General features: G+C 71.5%; 16 protein-coding genes. 9 read left to right on the forward strand and 7 right to left on the reverse strand.

All coding sequences use genetic code 11. From position 1 onward, the window contains the following. Positions 1-52: 52 nt before the first annotated feature. A complete protein-coding gene (locus tag ACFIMZ_RS24300) occupies positions 53-772 on the forward strand; it encodes an autoinducer binding domain-containing protein (protein ID WP_431824844.1) in 720 nt (239 codons plus the stop codon). Between the two features lie 33 nt (positions 773-805). Here the strand turns inward: ACFIMZ_RS24300 and ACFIMZ_RS24305 are convergent, their stop codons facing one another. The 6 genes from ACFIMZ_RS24305 to ACFIMZ_RS24330 all read right to left on the reverse strand — a co-directional run bounded on the left by ACFIMZ_RS24305 (position 806) and on the right by ACFIMZ_RS24330 (position 8,084). Next, the gene (locus tag ACFIMZ_RS24305; RefSeq protein WP_098551726.1) at positions 806-1,513 is read right to left on the reverse strand and encodes an MgtC/SapB family protein; all 708 of its coding nucleotides are present in this window, start codon (positions 1,511-1,513) and stop codon (positions 806-808) included. 354 nt (positions 1,514-1,867) lie between these two features. Continuing rightward, positions 1,868-3,415 carry a TolC family protein gene (locus ACFIMZ_RS24310; RefSeq protein ID WP_431824845.1) on the reverse strand — a complete coding sequence of 516 codons (1,548 nt, stop codon included), beginning with the start codon at positions 3,413-3,415 and terminating at the stop codon, positions 1,868-1,870. Then, positions 3,402-5,549 carry an FUSC family protein gene (locus ACFIMZ_RS24315; RefSeq protein WP_431824846.1) on the reverse strand — a complete coding sequence of 716 codons (2,148 nt, stop codon included), beginning with the start codon at positions 5,547-5,549 and terminating at the stop codon, positions 3,402-3,404. The genes ACFIMZ_RS24310 and ACFIMZ_RS24315 overlap by 14 nt, the downstream gene beginning before the upstream one ends. Further along, the gene (gene mdtN, locus ACFIMZ_RS24320) at positions 5,530-6,579 is read right to left on the reverse strand and encodes a multidrug transporter subunit MdtN (RefSeq protein WP_431824847.1); all 1,050 of its coding nucleotides are present in this window, start codon (positions 6,577-6,579) and stop codon (positions 5,530-5,532) included. Before mdtN ends, ACFIMZ_RS24315 begins: the two co-directional genes overlap by 20 nt. Continuing rightward, positions 6,576-6,866, reverse strand: coding sequence for a hypothetical protein (locus ACFIMZ_RS24325; protein WP_431824848.1), 291 nt, complete (start codon positions 6,864-6,866; stop codon positions 6,576-6,578). Before ACFIMZ_RS24325 ends, mdtN begins: the two co-directional genes overlap by 4 nt. Positions 6,867-7,181: 315 nt before the next feature. Further along, a complete protein-coding gene (locus tag ACFIMZ_RS24330; protein WP_431824849.1) occupies positions 7,182-8,084 on the reverse strand; it encodes a LysR substrate-binding domain-containing protein in 903 nt (300 codons plus the stop codon). 231 nt (positions 8,085-8,315) lie between these two features. Here ACFIMZ_RS24330 and ACFIMZ_RS24335 point away from each other — a divergent pair, with 231 nt between their 5' ends. Continuing rightward, complete coding sequence (locus tag ACFIMZ_RS24335; protein ID WP_431824850.1) at positions 8,316-9,464, forward strand: metallophosphoesterase; 1,149 nt, start codon at positions 8,316-8,318, stop codon at positions 9,462-9,464. A 65-nt stretch (positions 9,465-9,529) separates the two neighbouring features. Here ACFIMZ_RS24335 and ACFIMZ_RS24340 read toward each other — a convergent pair whose 3' ends face one another. Then, positions 9,530-10,114: a malonic semialdehyde reductase gene (locus ACFIMZ_RS24340; RefSeq protein WP_431824851.1), complete on the reverse strand. Its 585-nt coding sequence runs from the start codon at positions 10,112-10,114 to the stop codon at positions 9,530-9,532. Between the two features lie 255 nt (positions 10,115-10,369). On the opposite strand from ACFIMZ_RS24340, the gene ACFIMZ_RS24345 reads away from it, so the two are divergent. From ACFIMZ_RS24345 to ACFIMZ_RS24375, 7 genes are all read left to right on the forward strand, one after another. Beyond that, a complete protein-coding gene (locus ACFIMZ_RS24345) occupies positions 10,370-10,978 on the forward strand; it encodes an alpha-ketoglutarate-dependent dioxygenase AlkB family protein (RefSeq protein ID WP_431824852.1) in 609 nt (202 codons plus the stop codon). 243 nt (positions 10,979-11,221) lie between these two features. Beyond that, positions 11,222-11,428: a hypothetical protein gene (locus ACFIMZ_RS24350; RefSeq protein ID WP_431825350.1), complete on the forward strand. Its 207-nt coding sequence runs from the start codon at positions 11,222-11,224 to the stop codon at positions 11,426-11,428. A gap of 279 nt (positions 11,429-11,707) precedes the next feature. Continuing rightward, the gene (gspI, locus tag ACFIMZ_RS24355; RefSeq protein WP_431825351.1) at positions 11,708-12,142 is read left to right on the forward strand and encodes a type II secretion system minor pseudopilin GspI; all 435 of its coding nucleotides are present in this window, start codon (positions 11,708-11,710) and stop codon (positions 12,140-12,142) included. Beyond that, a complete protein-coding gene (locus ACFIMZ_RS24360; RefSeq protein WP_431824853.1) occupies positions 12,126-12,788 on the forward strand; it encodes a PulJ/GspJ family protein in 663 nt (220 codons plus the stop codon). Before gspI ends, ACFIMZ_RS24360 begins: the two co-directional genes overlap by 17 nt. A 130-nt stretch (positions 12,789-12,918) precedes the next feature. After that, a complete protein-coding gene (locus ACFIMZ_RS24365) occupies positions 12,919-15,186 on the forward strand; it encodes a tetratricopeptide repeat protein (RefSeq protein WP_431824854.1) in 2,268 nt (755 codons plus the stop codon). Positions 15,187-15,226: 40 nt separating this feature from the next. After that, positions 15,227-17,479, forward strand: coding sequence for a tetratricopeptide repeat protein (locus ACFIMZ_RS24370; protein ID WP_431824855.1), 2,253 nt, complete (start codon positions 15,227-15,229; stop codon positions 17,477-17,479). Continuing rightward, positions 17,476-19,764: a tetratricopeptide repeat protein gene (locus tag ACFIMZ_RS24375; protein WP_431824856.1), complete on the forward strand. Its 2,289-nt coding sequence runs from the start codon at positions 17,476-17,478 to the stop codon at positions 19,762-19,764. Before ACFIMZ_RS24370 ends, ACFIMZ_RS24375 begins: the two co-directional genes overlap by 4 nt. Positions 19,765-19,823: the final 59 nt, after the last annotated feature.

Raw genomic sequence — 19,823 nt, forward strand, 5'->3', positions numbered from 1 at the left:
CACCTGATGCTGAAACCTGATAAGTATGACAGCGTGACCTGTCGGAGAACGAATGGAACTGCGTTGGCAGGATGCCTACCATCAATTCAGCGCCGCTGAAGATGAGCAGCAACTCTTCCAGCGGATCGCCGCGTATTCGAAGCGCCTGGGCTTCGAGTATTGCTGTTACGGGATTCGGGTGCCGCTGCCGGTGTCGAAGCCGGCCGTCGCGATTTTCGACACCTATCCGGACGGCTGGATGGCGCACTACCAGGAGCAGAACTACATCGACATCGATTCGACGGTTCGCGACGGCGCGCTCAGCACCAACCTGATCGTCTGGCCGGACGCCGACAAGGCCGGAGCGTCGCCGCTGTGGGCGGATGCGCGCGCATCCGGCCTCGCGGTCGGCGTCGCGCAGTCGAGCTGGGCGGCGCGCGGCGCGTTCGGCCTGTTGAGCATCGCGCGCCATGCCGACCGGCTCACGTCCGCCGAGATCAACATGCTGACGCTGCAGACCAACTGGCTCGCGAACCTGTCGCATTCGCTGATGAGCGGCTTCATGGTGCCGAAGCTGGCGCCGGAGGCGAACGTCACGCTGACCGCGCGCGAGCGCGAAGTGCTGTGCTGGACGGCCGAAGGCAAGACCGCGTGCGAGATCGGCCAGATCCTCAACATCTCCGAGCGGACGGTCAACTTCCATGTCAACAACATCCTCGAGAAGCTCGGCGCGACCAACAAGGTGCAGGCGGTCGTCAAGGCGATCTCGGCCGGACTGATCGATACGCCCTGACGGGCGGCGCGGGCGCGCGCCGTTGCGCCCGCGTCACTCCATCAGCGGTTCCGCTTCCTTCGCGGTCCAGCTCACGCTGGAGATGCTCTTCTCCATGCTCATCCGGCTCGCGATCTGCTCGAGCTTCTGCTGATCCTTCGGATGCAGCTTCAACGTCGCGGTGACCTTCAGCCGGTCCGGCTGGTCGGGCACGTCCTCGCTCGTCAGGCTCTGGAACGACAGCGGCTTCGCGTACATCGAATTCGACAGCAGCGTGCGAATGTGCACCTCGTCCGCCGTGAGGCAGATCACGGTGATCTGGTATTCGCGCACGAGATCGGCGTTCGACACGGGCGTCGCGTTGATCGCCTGGCTGACGCCGCGCAGCACCGTGTTGGTGAGCAGCACGACGCCCGTGCCGGCGAGCGCGGGCACGTAATGGCCGGAGCCCGACAGCACGCCGACGGCGGCCGAACACCACAGCGTCGCGGCCGTGTTGATGCCCTGGATCGAGCCCTTGTCGCGCATGATCACGCCGCCGCCGAGGAAGCCGACGCCCGACACGACGTACGCGGCGATCTGCGTGACGCCCGCGACGCCGTTGCCGGTCAGCACGCCGAGCGTCACGAACAGGCAGGCGCCGCTCGCGACCAGCGTGATCGTGCGCAGGCCCGCGGTGCGCTGGCGCATCTGGCGTTCGAGGCCGATCGCGACGCCACAGGCGAACGCGGTGAAAAGACGAAGTGCGAAATCGAAGGTCATGAGTTGTCCTGCCGTACGGGGCGCGCATGCAGCCCGGCATCGCGTCGACACCCGGCCGGGCGGCGGCGCGATGGCGGTCACCACGCGGTACTGTACCGCGCGAATGCGTCATCGAATGTGAAACGGGGCGGCGTGCGGACTCGCGGGAACGCGAGCCGGGGCAGGAGAACTGCGGCGGGCAGGCGTTCAGGCGGCGAGAAGCGCACGCAACGGAGTGCTGCAACTGTCCACGACGGTTCCTGAAGGAAGAATGGGCGGCATTCTAGTGGGCGGCGCTCGGGCGCGTCAACTCGGTCAGCGGCGGGTTCGGCCGCGGGCGGGAGGCGGCGCGACGCAAGCCGCCTCCCGCGCCGGTCATTGCGCGGCCCCGATCGTCCCCGTGGCGAGCGCGAGCGTGGCGGCGGCCGACAACGCGCCGCAGTAGCTGTCGACGTCCGCATTCTTCGCCGCGAGCAACTGGCTCTGCGCGAGCGTCGCGTCGGTCACCGAGCCGACGCCGTTGCGGTACGCGGTCAGCGCGGCATCGTAGGTCGTCTGCGCGGCGGCGACGAGCGCCGTCGCGGCCTCGTGCGATGCGAGGCTCGTCTGCAGCGCGTTCTGCGCGGCGACGATCTGCCGGACCGCTTCCTCCTTCGTGCGCGTCAGCCGCGCCGACGCGCTCTCGGCGTCGTTGCGCGCCTGCATCAGCACCGCCGAGCGCAGGCCGCCGTCGTACAGCGGGATCGTCACGCCGACGAACACGCCGCCGCCGTAGCGGCTGCCGTTCAGGTTGACGGTCGGCGCCTGCTGGCCGATCGCCGGCAGCGCGGTGATTGCCGTGCCGCCGCTGCTGTACGAGGTCGACGCGGACATGAACACCTTCGGCATGAACTCGGCCTGCGCCGCCTTCACTTTCGCGCGGTTGGCGTTCTCGAGCGCATATGCGCTCTGCAGATCGGGGCGGCGCGCGATCGCGTCCGCGACGATCGAGTCGACCGACGCGCGCAGCGCCGGCGGCAGCGGCCGCGGCGGCAGCGCCGCGATCGTCGGCTTCGACAGCGGCGAAATGCCGAGCGCGGAGACGAGGCCCAGGTAGCCGTCGCTCTCGGCGCCGCTCGCCTCGACGAGCGCGAGATTGGCCTGCGCACGGTTCTGCGTCGCCTGCGCGACTTCGACGACGGTGCCGACGCCCTGCTTGAGCCGCGAGCGGGCGGCCGCGGCGATCGCCTCGGCGTTGGCGAGGCTCTGCCGCGCGCTGAGCGCGCGCGATCGTGACGCTTCGTAGCGGTAGTACGCGACGGTCACGTCGTGGATCACCTGCTGGTGGACGGCCGTGAACGCGACGTTCGACACGATCGACGCCTGTTCGGCCGCTTCGACGCGCGCGGCCCGGCCGCCGAAGTCGAACAGCAGCCATTGCAGCGACAGCGCCGAGATCGTGCCGTGCACGGTCGTGTCGCTCGAGCCGCTGCCGAGCGGCGTCGAGGTCGAGCCATGGCTGCTCTGGTAGGCGCCCATCGCGGTCGCGGAGAGTTGCGGCAGATATGCGGTCTTCGCGATGCCGACCGCGAGCGCCGCGTTGCGCGCGTCGTTCCAGGCGATGCGGGTCAACGGGTTCGTCGATTCGGCGAGGTCGATCAGTTCGGGCAGCGTGTACGCGTGCGCCGCATCGAGCGCGGCGGGCGGCGGCACGGCCGCGAGCGCGGGCGTGGCGGGCAGCGTGTAGTCGTGCGGCGCGCGCGGCGCGTGTGCGGGCGCCGCGCCAGGCACGAGCTCGCCCGCTGCCGACGTCGGCGGCTGCCATGGGCGGTCGGACGCCTCCGGCGCCAGATCGAGCGACGACGTCGCGCAGCCGGCCAGCGCGACGGCGGTCGCGAGGGCGGCCGCGGCGATCGAGGCGGCCGGCGGTTCAGGTAGGCGCATGGGGGTGAAGCTCCTTCGATGTGGCTTGACGGGCGGCGTCGGCGATGCGTGCGAGCCGCGCGTCGATCAGGTTCAGCAGCGCGTCGCGTGCGGGGTCGGCGCGGTCGCCGGACGGTTGCGACGACGGCGGGGCGTCGGGGCGCGCGTCCTGCGCAGGCGGCCGTGCGTCGTCGGTCGTGCGCGCGGCGGGCGGCTGCGATGTCGGCGGCGTGGCGGCGGGCGCGTGGCGCTCGGCGCCCGTCCCCGACTCTGCGTCGCGCAGCCCGGCCATGCGCGCAAGCCGCGTGCCGATCGCCGCATCGCCCGGCGCGCGTTCGGCGAGCAGGAACAGCGGGCCTTCGAGCGCGCCCAGTTCCGCGAGCGCGCGCCGCCGAGCGGCGAGCCACGCGGGCGCGGGCCGTACCCACGACGGTTCGTAATGGATCAGGCCGAGATCCTGCGCGATCGCGCCGTGGCGCGCGAAGGCTTCGGCCGCCTGGGCGCGCCGTTCGGCCGGCTGCGCGATCTGCGCGAGCCGCCGCCACTGGTCGACCAGCGCGGCGAGCGCCGCGTCGACCTGCTTGCCGATGCTGACCGGCCAGATGCGCGTGAACACGAGATACACGACGACGTTGCCGAGCAGGATGCCGATCGTGCGGTCGCGCGCGAGCGTCAGGTCGAAGCCCGGGCCCGCGCCCTGGATCACGCACAGGAAGAACGCGAAGGCGATCTGGAAACCCGCATACGCGATCCGCGGCGACCCGAACGCGACCCATGCGGCGAGCCCCGCGCCGACGAACACGAGCGCCATCAGATGGCCGATCGACGACAGCGCCGGCACCACGAACACCAGCGCCGCGGTGCCGGCCAGCGCGCCGACGATGCAGCCGGCGATCCGCAGCGTGAGCTTCTCGACCGTTTCGGCGGTCGAGCCGAGCGACACCATGTAGCAGGTGATGAAGCACGTATGGATGCCCGACCAGTCGAGCTGCGAATACAGCAGATAGCAGAACATCGCCGCGGCCGTCGTCTTCAGCGCATAGCGGATGTGATCGGGATTGGTGCGGGCGTCCGGCAGGAAGAAGCCGCCGCGCGGGGCGGGCGGCGGCGCGGCGGGTTCGGCGGCGTTGCCTGCGGCGGGCGCGCTCGCGTCGACGGCCGGCGCGCCGGGTTCCGCGAAGCGCGTGATCGCCGCGTGCAGGTCCGTCGCGACGACGCGGGCGAGCGGCGCCAGCGCATCGGCCGGCGGCAGCGCGAGCGTCACGTCGACCGGATAGCCGCCTTGCTCGAGCATGCCGGCCATCTCGTCGAGCGTCGCCGCGACCGGCGCGGCGAACGCGTCGGGCAGCCGCGCGCCGGGCTCGCGGTCCGCCAGCGCGACCGCGACGAGGATCGCGGTGCTCGACGCGACGGCCTGCCGCAGTGCGACGACGTCGGCGGCGGACGACGTGCCTTCGAGCTTCGACAGCTTGAGCCAGGTCAGGAGCTGATGGTCGCCTTCGCGCAGGCACGCGTCGAACGCGGCGCGCACGTCATCCGTATCGCGCGCGTCATCTTCGCCGCGCAGCCGTTGCGCGGCGAGCCGCAGCCGCTTCGCGAGCTGCGCGCCTGCAAGCCGGCGCGGCGACGGCGCGATCAGCAGGTTGACGACGATCGCGATGCCGACCGGGATCGCGACCATCAGCCACGTGTAGAGCAGCGCGCGCGTCGCGGCTTCGCCGACCGGCACGAGGCCGAGCTCGTCGAGCCCGAAGCCGACGATCATCGCGAGGATCGCGCCGACGGGGCGCAGCTTGCTGGCCGACGTCAGGTAGAGCAGCCCGACCGACAGCACGGCCATGCACGCGACCCGCAGCACCGAATACTCGATGCTGAAGATCGCGACGCCGAGCACGAGCGCGATCACGGCCGTGATGACCAGCATCATCGCGGTCGCGAGCACGACGCTCGTCACGCGGTCGGCCCGGTTCAGGAAGAACACCACGTAAGCGGAGATCGCGGCTTCCGGCGTGCCGTACGCGCTCGTCACGAGCACGGTCAGCGTGCAGATCAGCGCGACGCGCACGGCCATCGACGCGCGGCCCGGAAACGGCGCGAGCAGACGCAGGACTTCGCGCGGGCCGGGCGACCGGACGTCAGCGGCAGGCTGAGCCATGCCGGACCTCGACGATCGCGCTCGCGCCGACGCGCACGAGCTTGCCGTCGGGTTCGTCGAGCTTCACGCGCACCGGGAAGCGCTGCGCGACGTGCACCCAGTTCACCGATCGCTGCACGATCGGCAGTGAGCGCGGCAGGTTGATGCGGTCGCTGTCCGCGATTCCCGCGCCGATGCCGACGACCTTGCCCGTCATCGCGCGGCCGCGGTCGATCATCGAATAGACGGTCGCGCAGTCGCCGACTTCGATGTGCTTCAACGCCGTCTCGCGGAAATTGCCGACCGCGAACCATTCGCGTGCGTCGATCAGCGTGAAGATCGACTGGTTCGGCGCGAGGGTCTCGCCGACGAGCACCGACAGGCCCGTCACGAGCCCGTCGTGCGGCGCGCGCACGACGGTGTCGTCGAGCGCGTGCTGCGCGCGGGCGAGCGCGGCCTCGCGCGCATGCAGCGTCGCGATCGCGTCGGCGTCGTCGCCGATCGTCTGCGCGGACGAGCGCTGCTGTTCCTGCGCCTGCGCGAGGGACACGGCCGCGTCGCGCTGCCTGACCTTCGCCTGGTCGAATTGCTGCGCGCTGACGTAACCCTGGGCGGCGAGCGGCGCGAGCCGGTTCACGTCGCGCGTCGCGAGGTCGTAATTCTGCGTCGCGCGCTTCACCTGCTCGGCGGCGACCGACGCGTTCGAGCGCTCGCCGACCAGGGTCTTGCGGCGCGTGTCGAGCGACGCGCGCGCGAGCTCGACGTCGGCCTGCGCCTGCGCGACCGTCAGCCGGTACGGCACCGGATCGATCTCGTACAGCAGGTCGCCTTTCGCGACGCGCTGGTTCTCTTGCACGGCAAGCTTCACGATGCGCCCGCCGACGGGCGACGCGACATGCACGATGTCCGCGTCGATCGACGCGTCGTCGGTCGACGGATAGGCCGTCGTGCGGTGATACGCGTAGGCGAGGGCGGCGATGCCGAGCCCGACGATCGCGAGCGCGATCAACCGGCCTTTGGTCGAGGGTTGGCTGATGCCGGCGAGTTTCATGCGACGGGCCCCGTGCCGGTAAGCCAGACGAGCACGGCGATCACGAGCCCGATCGCGGTGCAGACGGCCAGTTGATAAGGCACCGTGGCCGCCCAGCCGGTCGCGACGAACACGCGGTGCGCGACGATCGCGCCGATGATGCCGACCAGCGCGCTGACGAGCCAGAGCGGGAAGTACGCGCCGAACAGCACGTAGGACGGCGCGCCGCGCGACGCGCAGCCCGCGAGCGGCAGGGCCGGCGCCAGGGCGGCGACGCGGAGGGACGCGCGCGACGTTGTTTTTCTCATGATGTGACGAACTTGACGAATGAGGGGGGGCCGGTCGCGCCGCGACGACGGTTCCGCGATACGGTGCCGATAATAAATCAGCGCGACGTGGACGACCAGCCGCGACTTGTTCGGCAGCCCTGATGGCGGGCCGGGTTTTCGCCAGGACCGCGCGACGCAGGCCATTCCGCCGAAGCAGGGACGTATAGGGTTGCTAATGAGACTGCAAGGACAGGGAAAGCAAGGCAGGCAAGGCGAATCCGTGCGTTTGATGCGCCGTCGCGGTCGAATCGGCGCGCGAACCGCGGATTCCCGCGTGAACCGGCGCGAATCCGCTCAATCCTGCCGGCCGAGCCCGTCCTCGACGAGCAGGTCGACCAGCTTGCGCGCGAATCGCGGCAGCGCGTCGAGGTCCGCGACGCAGATCTGCAGCCGGCGCTCGGCCCAGTCGTCGTCGAGCGGCACGATGCGCAGCGCCATCGTCTTCGCATGCCGGCGCGCAGTGCCTTCGGGCAGCACGCCGACGCCGACGTTCGCCTCGATCATCCGGCACGCGGTCTCGAAGCTGCTGACCTGGATGCGCCAGCGCAGCGTGTGCTGCACGTCCGCGGCCGCGCGCTTCAGGAAATTGTGGATCGCGCTCGCTTCCGGCAGGCCGACGAAGTCGTAGCCGAGGGTGTCGACGAACGGCACGGACTTCCGGTTCGCGAGCGGATGGCCGGGCGCGGTCGCGAGCACGAGGCGGTCGCGCCGGTACGGCATCGCGTGCAGCCCGTCGATGCGCACGTTGCCGGCGACGATGCCGATGTCGACGACGCCTTCCTGCACCGCGCGCACGATGTCCGGGCTCAGCCGCTCCTGCATGTCGACGGTGACGTCCGGATGGTCGACGAGATAGGTGCGCAGCACGGCCGGCAGGAATTCGCTCATCGCGGTGGTGTTCGCGAACACGCGCACGTGGCCCTTCACGCCGGACGTGTATTCCTGCAGGTCGCCGGTCAGCTGCGCGAGCTGCCGGAGCACGCGCCGCGCATGCGCGAGCAGCGTCTCGCCGGGCGCGGTGACCGTCACGCCCTGGCTCGTGCGGCTCAGCAGCTTCACGCCGACCTGTTCCTCGAGGTGCTTGATGCGCATGCTGGCGGCAGGCACCGACAGGTGCGCGCGTTCCGCGCCGCGCGTCAGGCTGTTCGCCTCGGCGATGTGCGTGAAGAGATTGAGGTCGACCAGATCGAAGCGCATGACGGAATCGGGGGATGGATGGGGCGATTATCGCGCGAAGCAGCACAACGCCGCAGGTTCGCGCCGCGGGTTCGCGGCTACCGGGCAAGCCGGACGGGTGAGCGGGCGACCGGCTGCGGGCGCCCGGTCGCCGTTCGGCCGCCGACGTCGGGTTCGGCGGGATGTGTGTACCATCGGGCGTACGGTGCGGGCCTCGCTGGCTTGTCGTGCCGCAACGTGGGTGAGCGCTCCATGCGAAGCTTCCTTGTCCGGTTCATTGCGATCGGCTTGCTGTTCCATCTGTACGTCGGGATGCGGATCATTCCCGACGCGTTCGCGTCGACCACCGCGCGCGTCGCCGCGGCGCTCGTGCTCGTGAGCTTCTGCGTGCTGATTCCGCTCGGGATGTTCGCGCGGCGCTTCGACGAAGGCTGGCCGGCGGCGCTGTTCGGCTGGACCGGCGCGATCGCGATGGGGTTCTTCTCGTCGCTGCTCGCGCTGACGTTCCTGCGCGACCTGATGCTGCTCGGCGTGGCCGCGTGGCGTGCGCTCGGACACGCCGGCGCGTGGAGCGGGGCGGCGGCGGACAGCGCGCCGGGCGTGCTGGCCGGCGCGCTGCTGATCACGGGAATCGGGTTCGCGAGCGCGCGGCGCACCGCGGCGGTCAAGCGCGTGTCGATTCCGGTGCAGGGCCTGCCTGCCGCGCTCGACGGCCTGAAGATCGTGCAGCTGTCGGATATCCACGTCGGGCCGACCATCAAGCGCGCGTATGTCGAGCGCATCGTCGGCGCGGTCAATGCGCTCGATGCCGACATCGTCGCGGTCACGGGCGACGTGGTCGACGGGTCGGTCGAGCGGCTGCGCGAGCACACGGCGCCGCTCGGGCGCATGAAATCCCGGCACGGCAGCTTCCTGGTGACGGGCAATCACGAGTACTACGCCGGCGCGCATGCATGGATCGCGGAGTTTCGGCGCATCGGCCTGACGGTGCTGCTGAACGAGCACGTGGTGGTCGAGCACGACGGGGCGCGCGCGGTGGTCGCGGGCGTCACCGACTTTACGGCCGGGGCGTTCGACCCGGAACACCGCAGCGACCCGGCGCGCGCGCTGGCGGGCGCGCCGCGCGACGTCGGGACGCGGATCCTGCTCGCCCATCAGCCGAGGAGCGCGGAACAGGCGAGCCGGGCCGGATTCTCGCTGCAGATCTCGGGCCATACGCATGGCGGGCAGTTCCTGCCGTGGCCGCCGTTCGTGCGGCTGCAGCAGCCGGTCATCGCCGGGCTGCGCAAATTCGGCGATCTGTGGGTCTATACGAGCCGGGGAACCGGCTACTGGGGGCCGCCGAACCGGTTCGGCGTGCCGTCCGAGATCACGCTGATCCGGTTGACGCGGGGCGCGTAGGCGGCGCCCCGCGCCGGCGTGGCGTACTTGCCGCGGCGCGCGCGTTCGTGCGCGCCGCGCGAGCGTCACGCGATGCGGGCGATGTCGTCGAAGTCGAAGCGCGGGCTGCGCGGGAACAGCCCGGCCGGATCGCCGTAGCCGAGGTTGACGAGGAAATTGCTCTTCACCGTGGTGCCGGCGAAGAACGCGGCGTCGACCGCCGCGTTGTCGAAGCCGGACATCGGGCCGGCGTCGAGGCCGAGCGCGCGGGCGGCCATGATCAGGTACGCGCCCTGCAGCGACGAGTTGCGGAACGCGGTGGCCTGGATCAGTGCTTCGTTGCCCGCGAACCAGCTGCGCGCGTCCGCGTGCGGGAACAGTCGCGGCAACTGCTCGTAGAACGCCATGTCCATCCCGACGATCACCGTGACGGGCGCGGCCATCGTCTTCGCGAGATTGCCTGCGGACAGCGCCGGCTTCAGGCGGGCCTTCGCTTTCGGCGACTTGACGAACACGAAGCGCGCCGGGCTCGAGTTCGCCGACGTCGGGCCGAATTTCGCCACGTCGACCAGCCGATGGAGCAGCGCGTCGTCGACCGGCTTGTCCTGCCAAGTGTTGTGCGTGCGCGCGGTGAGGAACAGCTGGTCGAGCGCGGAATCGGAAAGCGTCATGATGATGAGGTCCGGAAAAGGGCCGACGAATCGCGTCGGCCGGGTTGCATGGGATCGTGGCGCCGCGGCGGCGGCGCGACATGGCGCGATGATAGCGTGACGCGCCGGCGCGCGCCCGGCAGCGCATTGGCCGGGCAGCGGCAGCGCATTGAACGCCCCGACGCCGCGAATGAGCGAGCATGGCAGCCGCGTGCGCGGTTCGCTACCATGCAATCATGCGTCGCCCGTCGATGTTTTCCGCCTGACCCACCCGATATGTCCACGTTCGATCTCTTCGATGACACCCCCGCGCCCGACGTCGACTGGTACCCGGACTGGCTCGCGCCGGCCGACGCCGATCGCGCGCTGGCCGCGCTGATCGGCGAGGTCGCGTGGCGCCAGGATGCGATCCGCACGCCGCGCGGCCGCATCCCGCTGCCGCGGCTCACCGCGTGGCAGGGCGAGCCGGACGCGGTCTACGTGTATTCGGGCATCCGCAACGTGCCGGCGCCGTGGACGCCGGCCGTGCTCGACCTGAAGCGCGCGGTCGAGGCGACGTGCGGCGCGCGGTTCAACAGCGTGCTGCTGAACCGCTACCGCAACGGGCAGGACAGCATGGGCTGGCACGCGGACAACGAGCCCGAACTCGGCGACGCGCCGGTGATCGCGTCGGTGAGCCTCGGCGCGATGCGCGTGTTCGACCTGCGGCACCGCGCGAGCGGCGTCACGCATGCGTATCGGCTGACGCACGGCAGCCTGCTCGTGATGCGCGGGCGGACCCAGGCCGAGTGGCAGCATCGCGTGCCGAAGGCGCCGTCCGTGCAGGGCGAGCGGGTCAACCTGACGTTCCGGCGGGTCGTCGCGGCGCCGGCCGACGCCGCCTGACGCAAGCGCGGCGTGCGTTCGGCGCGCTGCAGCGGCGGCCACGGCGAGCAAATGCCGACGAGTGATGTGGTTTGGCTATCGGTTAAATTTTCAGATAGCCCAGTGAAACCGCTGATGGTGCGGCGCAACATTCCCCGTGTAGACTGTCTGATGGGCCGGCGCGTACCGATTGCTGCCGGAATGATTGCATCGCATGCCCGAGGGCCGGCCAGCACCGGACGACGGGCGGCGGGAGAACTTCGCGTGACCGGACTGATTGAATCCCTCGAACCCTTGCTGCACGTCTTCGAACAGGACGGCGAATGGCAATGGGCGCTGACGGTGAAGCGGGCGGCGGGCGTCGGCGTGAAGGTGGTCGCGTTCAGCCGGGAAGGTTTCCTTCGCGAGGCCGACGCGCATGCCGCCGGCGAACGCGCGCGCGCGTCGCTCGACGGCGCGGTGCCCGCCTGACGCTTCCCGTCGCTTCCCGTCGTTTCCCGTCGTTTCCCGCCGGCCGCGGCGCGCTCCGACCGTGGCGCGTTGCCGCGGCGGCCGGGTCTTCCGTTTTTCTTCATCGTCGGCCACGACGCCGACCGGCGCGCCGCGCGTGCGCCTTCCCGCCCCGTCAGGAATGGTCCGTATCTTTCGACACGCGGCTGCCACAGGTTTTGCTTAACGTAGGCGCGCATCCGGCCGGACGCGCGTTGCGCGAGCCGCGCCGGCATGACGGACAACCGACGGACGTGGGTCATGTGGGACGACAAGACAGGCTATGACGATCGCCCGGTCCGCGGCGGGGCGTCGGCGGCGCGGGGGCCGCAAACCGGTTTCACGCTGATCGAGGTGCTGATCGCGCTCGCGATCGTCGCGGTCGCGCTGGGCGCGGTGATGCGCGCGATCGGCGCGCTCGCGTCGGACACCGACACGGCCCGCATGCGGCTGCTCGCGCTGTGGAGCGCCGACAACGCGCTCGGCGCGATCCGCATCGCCGCGAGCTGGCCGCCCGTCGGCGCCAGCACGTTCGCGTGTCCGCAAGGGCCGTACCGGTTCGTGTGCCGCCAGTCCGTGACGGCGCTGCCCAGCCCGCTCGTGCGTCAGGTGACGGTGAGCGTCCATGCGTCGGCGTCGAGCCGGACGGTGCTCGCCGAAGTCGTCACCGTGGTGCAGGATGAAGCGCGGCACTGAAGCGCGCGCCACGCGGCGCGCACGCGGCTTCACGCTGATCGAGATGCTGGTCGCGATCGCGCTGCTCGCCGTGATCGCGCTGCTGTCGTGGCGCGGTCTCGACGCGACGATCCGCGGCCGCGACGATATCGCGTCGAATCTGGCGCAAACGCGTCTGCTCGGCCGCTATTTCTCGCAACTGCAATTCGACCTGCTGAACCTCGTGACGGCCGACGAGGTGTTCGGGCCGCCGCTGCGGATCCGTCCGAACGAGCTGGTGCTCGTCCGGCATATCGGCGTCGGCGGCGGGCCGACGCACGTCCAGGTGGTCCGCTACCAGCTGAAGGGGCGCGAGCTGGCGCGCAGCGCATCGCAGCCGCTCGCGTCGCTCGCCGAGCTCGAGGACGCGCTGCATCACATGGACAATTTCGCGAAGGTCGTCGTCAGCCGCGACGCGCGCACGATGCAGCTGGCGGTGTGGATCGCGCCGGGCGGATGGACCACCAGCCAGGCCGTCGTCGAGCAGACCTACGCGCAGTTTCTCGCGCAGCACGGCATCAGCACCATCACGTCGCTCGGGATGCCGCTGCCGCGCGGCATCCGCTTCGCGGTCGCGCTCGGCACGCCGTCCGTCGAATACGAACGGACGATTCCGATCGGGCAGTAAGCGCGGCGGCACGCCCGGGGTGGCTCGTCTCGCCTGCCCGCCAAAATGGTCCGTAACATTCGTCATACGCGTGTTACCGCTCGTCCGCTAGTCTCGCTTCGACAGCGATGGCCGCGACCCGCCGCTTTGGATGGTCGACCGGCAACGGATTCCGCAAGACGGCAAGGGGGCCAACGTGGCGGGCGAGTACTCAGATGGTGCACACGCACGCGCATCCGCGCGCGATGCGTCCGGAACCCGCGCGCCGGCGGCGATGCTGTCCCGCGCGCAGAACTGGCACGGCGCGGGGCGGTTCGACGACGCCGCGCGCGAATATCTCGCGGTGCTCGCGAACGAGCCGGACAATCCGCAGGCGCTGCACCAGTACGGCGTGCTGCAATTCCAGCGCGGCGCGGCCGCCGATGCGGAAGCGCTGCTGCGGCAGTCGATCGCGATCGACGCGGGCGTGCGCGCGCTGTCGGATCTCGGTGCGATCCTGGGCGACAGCGGGCGCGTCGACGAAGCGCTCGCGCAGTTCGACGCGGCGCTGCGCGTCGATCCGCACGACGTGCAGACGCTGGTGCGGCAGGGCAACACGCTGGTCGGGCTGCGCCGCTACGAGCCCGCGCTCGCAGCGTTCGACCGGGCGCTCGCCGTGTCGCCGCTCGTGCTCGACGCGTTGTGCAATCGCGGCAGCGCACTGCGCGCGCTCGGGCGTCATCAGGAAGCGCTCGACACCTACGACCGCGCGCTGATGGTCGAGCCGCGCTCGTTCGAATCGTGGTTCAACCGCGCGCTCGTGCTGCGCGCGCTGCAGCGTCCGGCCGACGCGCTGCATTGCGTCGACCGCGCGATCGAGATCCGGCCCGGCATCGCGGTGATGCTGTCGATGCGCGGCCAGACGCTCGTCGATCTCGGGCGCGTGAACGAAGCGTTGAGCGCCTTCAACGAAGCGATCGCGGCCGACCCTTCGCTGGTCGAGGCGCTCTACAACAGCGCGGTCGCGCTCGAACGGCTGGGCCGCGCCGACGAGGCGCTCGCGCGCTGCGAACGCGTGCTCGCGCTCGAACCGCGGCATGCCCGCGCGCTCGCGTGCCGCGGCAATGCGCTGCTGCAAATGAAGCGCCACGACGCCGCGCTCGACAGCTATGCGCTCGCGCTCGACATCGACCCGGGCGCGCACGAGGTCCGCTGCAATCAAGGCACCGCATTGCGCTTCCTGAAACGTTTCGACGAAGCGCTGCAAAGCTACGACGCCGCGCTCGCGAACGACGAGCGCTTCGGCGAGGCCTGGACCAATCGCAGCAGCGTGCTGCAGGACCTGCACCGCTACGACGACGCGCTGCGCTCGCTCGACCGCGCGCTCGAACTGCGTCCGGACCATGCGGCGAACTGGCTCAATCGCGGCAATCTCCACTACGCGACCGGACGCGCGGACGATGCGCTGGCGGCCTACGACCGCGCGATCGCGCTGGACGCGGACTATGTGGACGCGCATTTCGCGCGGGCGTCGCTGCACCTCGTCGAAGGCGATTTCGCGCGCGGCTGGGCGGAATACGAATGGCGGCTGCGCGATCCGGCGCTGGCGCGCTACGACCGTGCGTTCGCGCAGCCGTCGTGGCGCGGCGACACGCCGCTCGCCGGCCGGACGATCCTGATCCATGCGGAACAGGGCTTCGGCGACACGCTGCAGTTCTGCCGGTACGTGCCGCATCTCGCCGCGCAGGGCGCGCGCGTCGTGTTCGAAGTGCCGCCGCCGCTGCGCACGCTGATCGCGTCGCTGCAAGGGCCGGCGCAGGTGATCGCGCGCGGCGAATCGCCGCCGCCGTTCGACTGCCACTGCCCGCTGCTCAGCCTGCCGTTCGCGCTGCGCGCGACGCTGCCCGACATGCCGCGCCAGACACCTTATCTCCATGCGGACCCGCGGCGCGTCCGGCAGTGGACGGCGTGGCTCGGCGAATCGCGCCGCCCGCGCATCGGGCTCGCGTGGGCCGGCAATCCGGAGCACCGCAACGACCACAACCGCTCGATCGACTTCGCGCTGCTCGCGCCGCTGTTCGCGCTCGACGTCGAATGGGTCAGCCTGCAGAAGGCCGTGACCGGGCGCGACGACGCGTTGCTGGCGAACGCGCCGGTGCGGCGCTGCGACGACGAGCTCGGCGATTTCGCGGATACGGCGGCGCTGGTCCGCTCGCTCGACCTGGTGATCTCCGTCGATTCGGCGGTCGCGCACCTGGCGGGCGCGCTCGGCCATCCGGTCTGGGTGCTGCTGCCCGATCCGCCGGAATGGCGCTGGCTGCGCGACCGGGACGACAGCCGCTGGTACCCGAACGCGCGCCTGTTCCGCCAGGCCGCCGCGGGCCGCTGGGCGAGCGTGATCGACGCGGTGTGCGCCGCGCTCGACCGGATCACGCGTTAGACACGACAGACAACACGATGCGACAACCGGGGGCCAGAGAATGACATCGAACGGGGCAGGGACGCCGCTCGCGACAGCAACGATTCCGGAGCCGCCGCCCGCGATCCGTCAGCCCGATGCCGCGCGGCTCGACCGGCTGCTGGCGCGGGCGCGCAACGCGCATCAGGAGGGCGCGCTGCACCATGCCGAAAAGGCTTACGCGGAGCTGCTGGCGCTCGCGCCCGAACATCCGGAAGGGCTGCATCTGCTCGGCGCGGTGCGCTTCCAGCAAGGGCGGCTGGCCGAGGCCGACACGCTGATGCGGCAGTCGATCGAGCTGCAGCCGGCGCCGCTCGCGCTCGCGAACCACGCGGCGGTGCTTGCCGGTCTCGGTCGCGAGCAGGACGCGCTCGCGCGCCTCGACGACGCGCTCGCGATCAATCCCGTGCACCAGCGCGCGCTGTTCCAGCGCGCGGGCCTGCTCGCGCAGCTTGCGCGTCACGACGATGCGCGCGCGGCTTACGATCGCCTGCTCGAACTCGCGCCGCAGTTCGCCGACGGCTTCGTGAAGCGCAGCGAGACGCTGCTGGCGCTCGGCCGCTGCGACGCCGCGCTGGCCGATTGCGATCGCGCGCTCGCGCTCGCCGGACGGTCGTTCGACGCGTGCCGCGCGCGCGGCCTCGCGCTGCGCGGGCTCGGGCGCTTTCGCGACGCGGCGGACAGCTACGGTCACGCGCTGGCGCTCGTGCCGGGCAGCGCCGAGGTGATGTTCCTGCGCGGCGTCGCGCACCTGGATCTCGGCGAGCCGGCGCTCGCGCTTGCCGATTTCAACGCGGCGATCGCCGCGAGCCCGGATTTCGTCGACGCGATCTTCAACAGCTCGATCGCGCTCGAACAGCTCGGCCGGCACGACGAGGCGCTCGTGCGCTGCGACCGCGTGCTCGCGATCGAGCCGCGGCACGCGCGCTCGCTCGCCAATCGCGGCAACGCGGCGAGCCACCTGGAGCGCTACCGCGACGCGACCGACAGCTACGCGCGTGCGCTCGACGTCGAGCCGGACAATCCCGGCGTGCTGTGCAACTACGCGAGCGCGCTGATGCGGATCGACCGCCACGGCGACGCGCACGATGCGTGCGACCGCGCGCTGGCGGCGCAACCGGACTACCCGCCCGCGTGGTTCACGCGCGGCCGCGTGCGGCTCGAGACGCACCGCTACGACGACGCGCTCGACGACTTCGCGCGCGTGATCGCGGCGACGCCGCGCGACAAGTTCGCGCATTTCCATTGCGGCAACGCACTGCGCGCGCTGCGGCGCCACGTCGACGCGCAGCAGGCGTATGCGGACGCGATCGACATCGATCCAGACTACGTGCTCGCGCACTGCATGCGCGCGTTCCTGTGCCTGTCGATTGGCGATTTCGAAGCCGGCTGGGCCGAATACGAATGGCGCTGGCGCGACAGCCAGCTCGACGCGAGCCGGCGCGCGTTCGCGCAGCCGCGCTGGACGCACGGGATGCCGCTCGACGGGCAGACGATCCTGCTGTACGCGGAGCAGGGGCTCGGCGACACGCTGCAGTTCTGCCGCTACGTGCCGCTCGTGAAGGCGCTTGGCGCGCGGGTGGTGCTCGAATCGCCGGTCGAGCTGACGACGCTGCTCGCGACGCTCGACGGCGTCGATACGCTGGTCGCGCGCGGCGCGCCGCTGCCGCCGTTCGACCTGCATTGCCCGCTGCTGAGCCTGCCGCTCGAATTCCGCACCGATCTTGCGTCGATTCCGTCCGGCGCGCCGTACCTTCGAGCGGACCCGGCGCGCGCCGCCCGCTGGCGGGAACGGCTCGGCGCATCCGCGCGGCCGCGCATCGGCCTCGTCTGGTCCGGCAACCCGCTGCACCTGAACGACCGCAATCGATCGATGACGCTGACCGACCTGCTGCCGCTCATCGACGACCGCTACGAATGGGTGAGCCTGCAGAAGGTGATCCGCGACGAGGACCGCCCGCTGCTCGAAGGCGGGCCGGTCCGCTTCGTCGGCGACGACCTCGAGGATTTCGCGGATACGGCCGCGTTGACCGCGCTGATGGACTGCGTGATCAGCGTCGATACGTCGGTCGCGCACCTCGCCGGCGCGCTCGGGCGGCCGCTGGCGGTGATGCTGCCGCATACGCCCGATTTCCGCTGGCTGCTCGAGCGCGACGACAGCCCGTGGTATCCGACCGCGCGGCTGTTCCGGCAGCCGGAAGGCGGGCAGTGGGCGAGCGTCGTCGAGCGCATCCGGGACGCGCTGCCGGCGCTGGTCGGCGGAGTCGCGCGATGAGCGCGCGTCAGGGGGGCCGCGCGATGAACGCGCAGGCCACGCGGCCGGGATCGACGCCGGAATTCACGCCGAACGCGGGCATCGGCGCGGTGCGAGCGGCGCTCGACGATGCGCTGCGCAACGCGCGCGCGCGGTTCGAACAGCGCGACTTCGCGGGCGCCGCGCGGCTGTACGAGGGCGTGCTGGCGATCGCGCCCGATCACGTCGAAGCGCTGCACCTGCTCGGCTTCGCATACCTGCGCATCGGCGACCCGGCGCGCGCGGAGCCGCTGATCGCGCGTTCGATGCGCTCCGGCCTGAGCCAGCCGTGGAATCTCGCGAACCATGCGGCGGCGCTCACGGGCATCGGCCGCCATCGGGACGCGCTCGCGTCGTGCGAGCGCGCGCTTGCCCAGGACCCGGGCCATGTGGAGGCAAACGCGGTGCGCGGCGACGCGCTGCTTGCGCTCGGGGAACGCGACGCCGCGCTGGCCGCCTACGATCGCGCGCTCGGCCGCGAGCCGGGGCATGCGCTCGCGTGGCGCAAGCGCGGCGAGACGCTGCGGATGCTGGGCCGGCCCGCCGACGCGCTGATCAGCGTCGAACGCGCGTTGCGGCTTGATCCGAACGATCCGGCCGCGCACGCCGAACGCGGCCATGCGCTGCGCGCGCTGGGGCGTCGCGACGAGGCGCTGCACGGCTACCAGCTTGCGATGGTCGTGCGCGGCAAGACGCCGGATCTCGTGTACGCGTGCGGCGTCGTGCTGACCGAACTCGGGCGTCCGGCCGACGCGCTGGCGTGTCTCGACGAAGGGCTGGGCCGCATGCCGGACGACGTGCAACTGCTGTTCGCGAGCTGCGTCGCGCTCGACCTGCTGGATGCGCGCGACGAACTGCTGAAGCGCTGCGACCGGCTGCTCGCGCTGAATCGCGACAACGCCGCCGCGTGGGTCGGCCGCGGCAATGCGCTGCTCGGGCTCGAGCGGCACGCGGACGCCGCGCACGCTTACGGCGAAGCGCTGTCGCGCATGCCCGACGATATCGATGCGCTGCGCAACCGCGCGGCCGCGCTGCGCGCGCTCGGCGCATTCGACGACGCGCTCGTCCACTACGACCGTGCGCTCGCGACGACCGGGCCGCACGCCGAACTGCTGGTCCAGCGCGCGCTGACGCTGCAGCAGCTCGGCCGCTACGACGACGCGCTCGCGAGCCATACGGCGGCGGCCGGCGCGCCCGCGGACACCGCGCAGGCGCTGTTCACGCGCGCGGTCGCGCGCCAGCAGCTCGGCGAGCACGACGCGGCGCTCGACGATTTCGTGCGCGCGTGCGAACGCGATCCGCATCACGGCGCGGCGCGCCGCTCCGAGGCGTTCTGCCGCCTGCTGATGGGCGACTTCGACACCGGCTGGCGGCAGCACGAAGCGCGCTGGCAGGCCGCCGACGCGGTGCTGCACCGGCGTCACGCGGACCGGCCGCTGTGGCGCGGCGACGCATCGGTCGCGGGCCGGACCGTCCTGCTGCATGCGGAGCAGGGCTACGGCGACACATTGCAGTTCTGCCGCTACGCAAGCCTCGTTCACGACCGGGGCGCGACCGTGCTGGTCGAAGCGCCGGCCGCGCTCGGCGAGCTGCTCGGCACGCTGCGCGGCGTGAGCCGCGTCGTCACCGAAGGGCAGCCGACACCCGCGTTCGACCTGCACTGCCCGCTGATGAGCCTGCCTTACGCGTTCCGCACGACGCTCGACACGGTGCCGGCCGACGTGCCGTACCTGTGCGCCGACGCGCGGCGGCGCGCGGCGTGGGCCGGCCGGCTCGATGCGCTCGCGCCGCCGCGCCGCCTGCGGGTCGGGCTCGCATGGTCCGGCAACCCGCGCCACGCGAACGACGAGAACCGCTCGCTGCCGTTTGCCGGGCTCGCGCCGCTGCTGGCGCTCGACGCGACGTTCGTGAGCCTGCAGCCGCAGGTGCGCACGCGCGATGCGGCCGCCTTCGCGGCGAGCGGCGTCGTGTCGTTCGACGACGCGCTGACGGATTTCGCGGAGACGGCCGCGCTCGTCGACACGCTCGATCTCGTGATCAGCGTCGACACGTCGGTCGCGCACCTGGCGGGCGCGCTCGGGCGGCCGGCGTGGGTGCTGCTGCCGCGCGTGCCGGACTGGCGCTGGCTGCTCGAGCGCGACGACAGCCCGTGGTATCCGTCCGTGACCCTGTTCCGGCAGGCGCGTCCGGGCGACTGGCCGGCGGTCGTGGCGCGCGTCGGCGCGGCGCTCGCCGCGCTCGCGCAGTCGCACCGCGAGCCGGCGTGACCCGGTGCATATGACAAAAGCTACGGACCTTTTCCGCGCGGCCGGAATGGTCCGTAGCA

Source organism: Burkholderia sp. F1, assembly GCF_050813845.1.
GTDB classification, from domain to species: Bacteria; Pseudomonadota; Gammaproteobacteria; order Burkholderiales; family Burkholderiaceae; genus Burkholderia; species Burkholderia ubonensis.

Excerpts from the sequence above, each read along its gene's own strand:
- ACFIMZ_RS24300 (WP_431824844.1), top strand. The coding sequence starts at position 53 with ATGGAACTGCGTTGGCAGGATGCCTACCATCAATTCAGCGCCGCTGAA.
- ACFIMZ_RS24305 (WP_098551726.1), bottom strand. The coding sequence starts at position 1,513 with ATGACCTTCGATTTCGCACTTCGTCTTTTCACCGCGTTCGCCTGTGGC.
- ACFIMZ_RS24310 (WP_431824845.1), bottom strand. The coding sequence starts at position 3,415 with ATGCGCCTACCTGAACCGCCGGCCGCCTCGATCGCCGCGGCCGCCCTC.
- ACFIMZ_RS24315 (WP_431824846.1), bottom strand. The coding sequence starts at position 5,549 with ATGGCTCAGCCTGCCGCTGACGTCCGGTCGCCCGGCCCGCGCGAAGTC.
- mdtN (WP_431824847.1), bottom strand. The coding sequence starts at position 6,579 with ATGAAACTCGCCGGCATCAGCCAACCCTCGACCAAAGGCCGGTTGATC.
- ACFIMZ_RS24325 (WP_431824848.1), bottom strand. The coding sequence starts at position 6,866 with ATGAGAAAAACAACGTCGCGCGCGTCCCTCCGCGTCGCCGCCCTGGCG.
- ACFIMZ_RS24330 (WP_431824849.1), bottom strand. The coding sequence starts at position 8,084 with ATGCGCTTCGATCTGGTCGACCTCAATCTCTTCACGCACATCGCCGAG.
- ACFIMZ_RS24335 (WP_431824850.1), top strand. The coding sequence starts at position 8,316 with ATGCGAAGCTTCCTTGTCCGGTTCATTGCGATCGGCTTGCTGTTCCAT.
- ACFIMZ_RS24340 (WP_431824851.1), bottom strand. The coding sequence starts at position 10,114 with ATGACGCTTTCCGATTCCGCGCTCGACCAGCTGTTCCTCACCGCGCGC.
- ACFIMZ_RS24345 (WP_431824852.1), top strand. The coding sequence starts at position 10,370 with ATGTCCACGTTCGATCTCTTCGATGACACCCCCGCGCCCGACGTCGAC.
- gspI (WP_431825351.1), top strand. The coding sequence starts at position 11,708 with ATGTGGGACGACAAGACAGGCTATGACGATCGCCCGGTCCGCGGCGGG.
- ACFIMZ_RS24360 (WP_431824853.1), top strand. The coding sequence starts at position 12,126 with ATGAAGCGCGGCACTGAAGCGCGCGCCACGCGGCGCGCACGCGGCTTC.
- ACFIMZ_RS24365 (WP_431824854.1), top strand. The coding sequence starts at position 12,919 with ATGGTCGACCGGCAACGGATTCCGCAAGACGGCAAGGGGGCCAACGTG.
- ACFIMZ_RS24370 (WP_431824855.1), top strand. The coding sequence starts at position 15,227 with ATGACATCGAACGGGGCAGGGACGCCGCTCGCGACAGCAACGATTCCG.
- ACFIMZ_RS24375 (WP_431824856.1), top strand. The coding sequence starts at position 17,476 with ATGAGCGCGCGTCAGGGGGGCCGCGCGATGAACGCGCAGGCCACGCGG.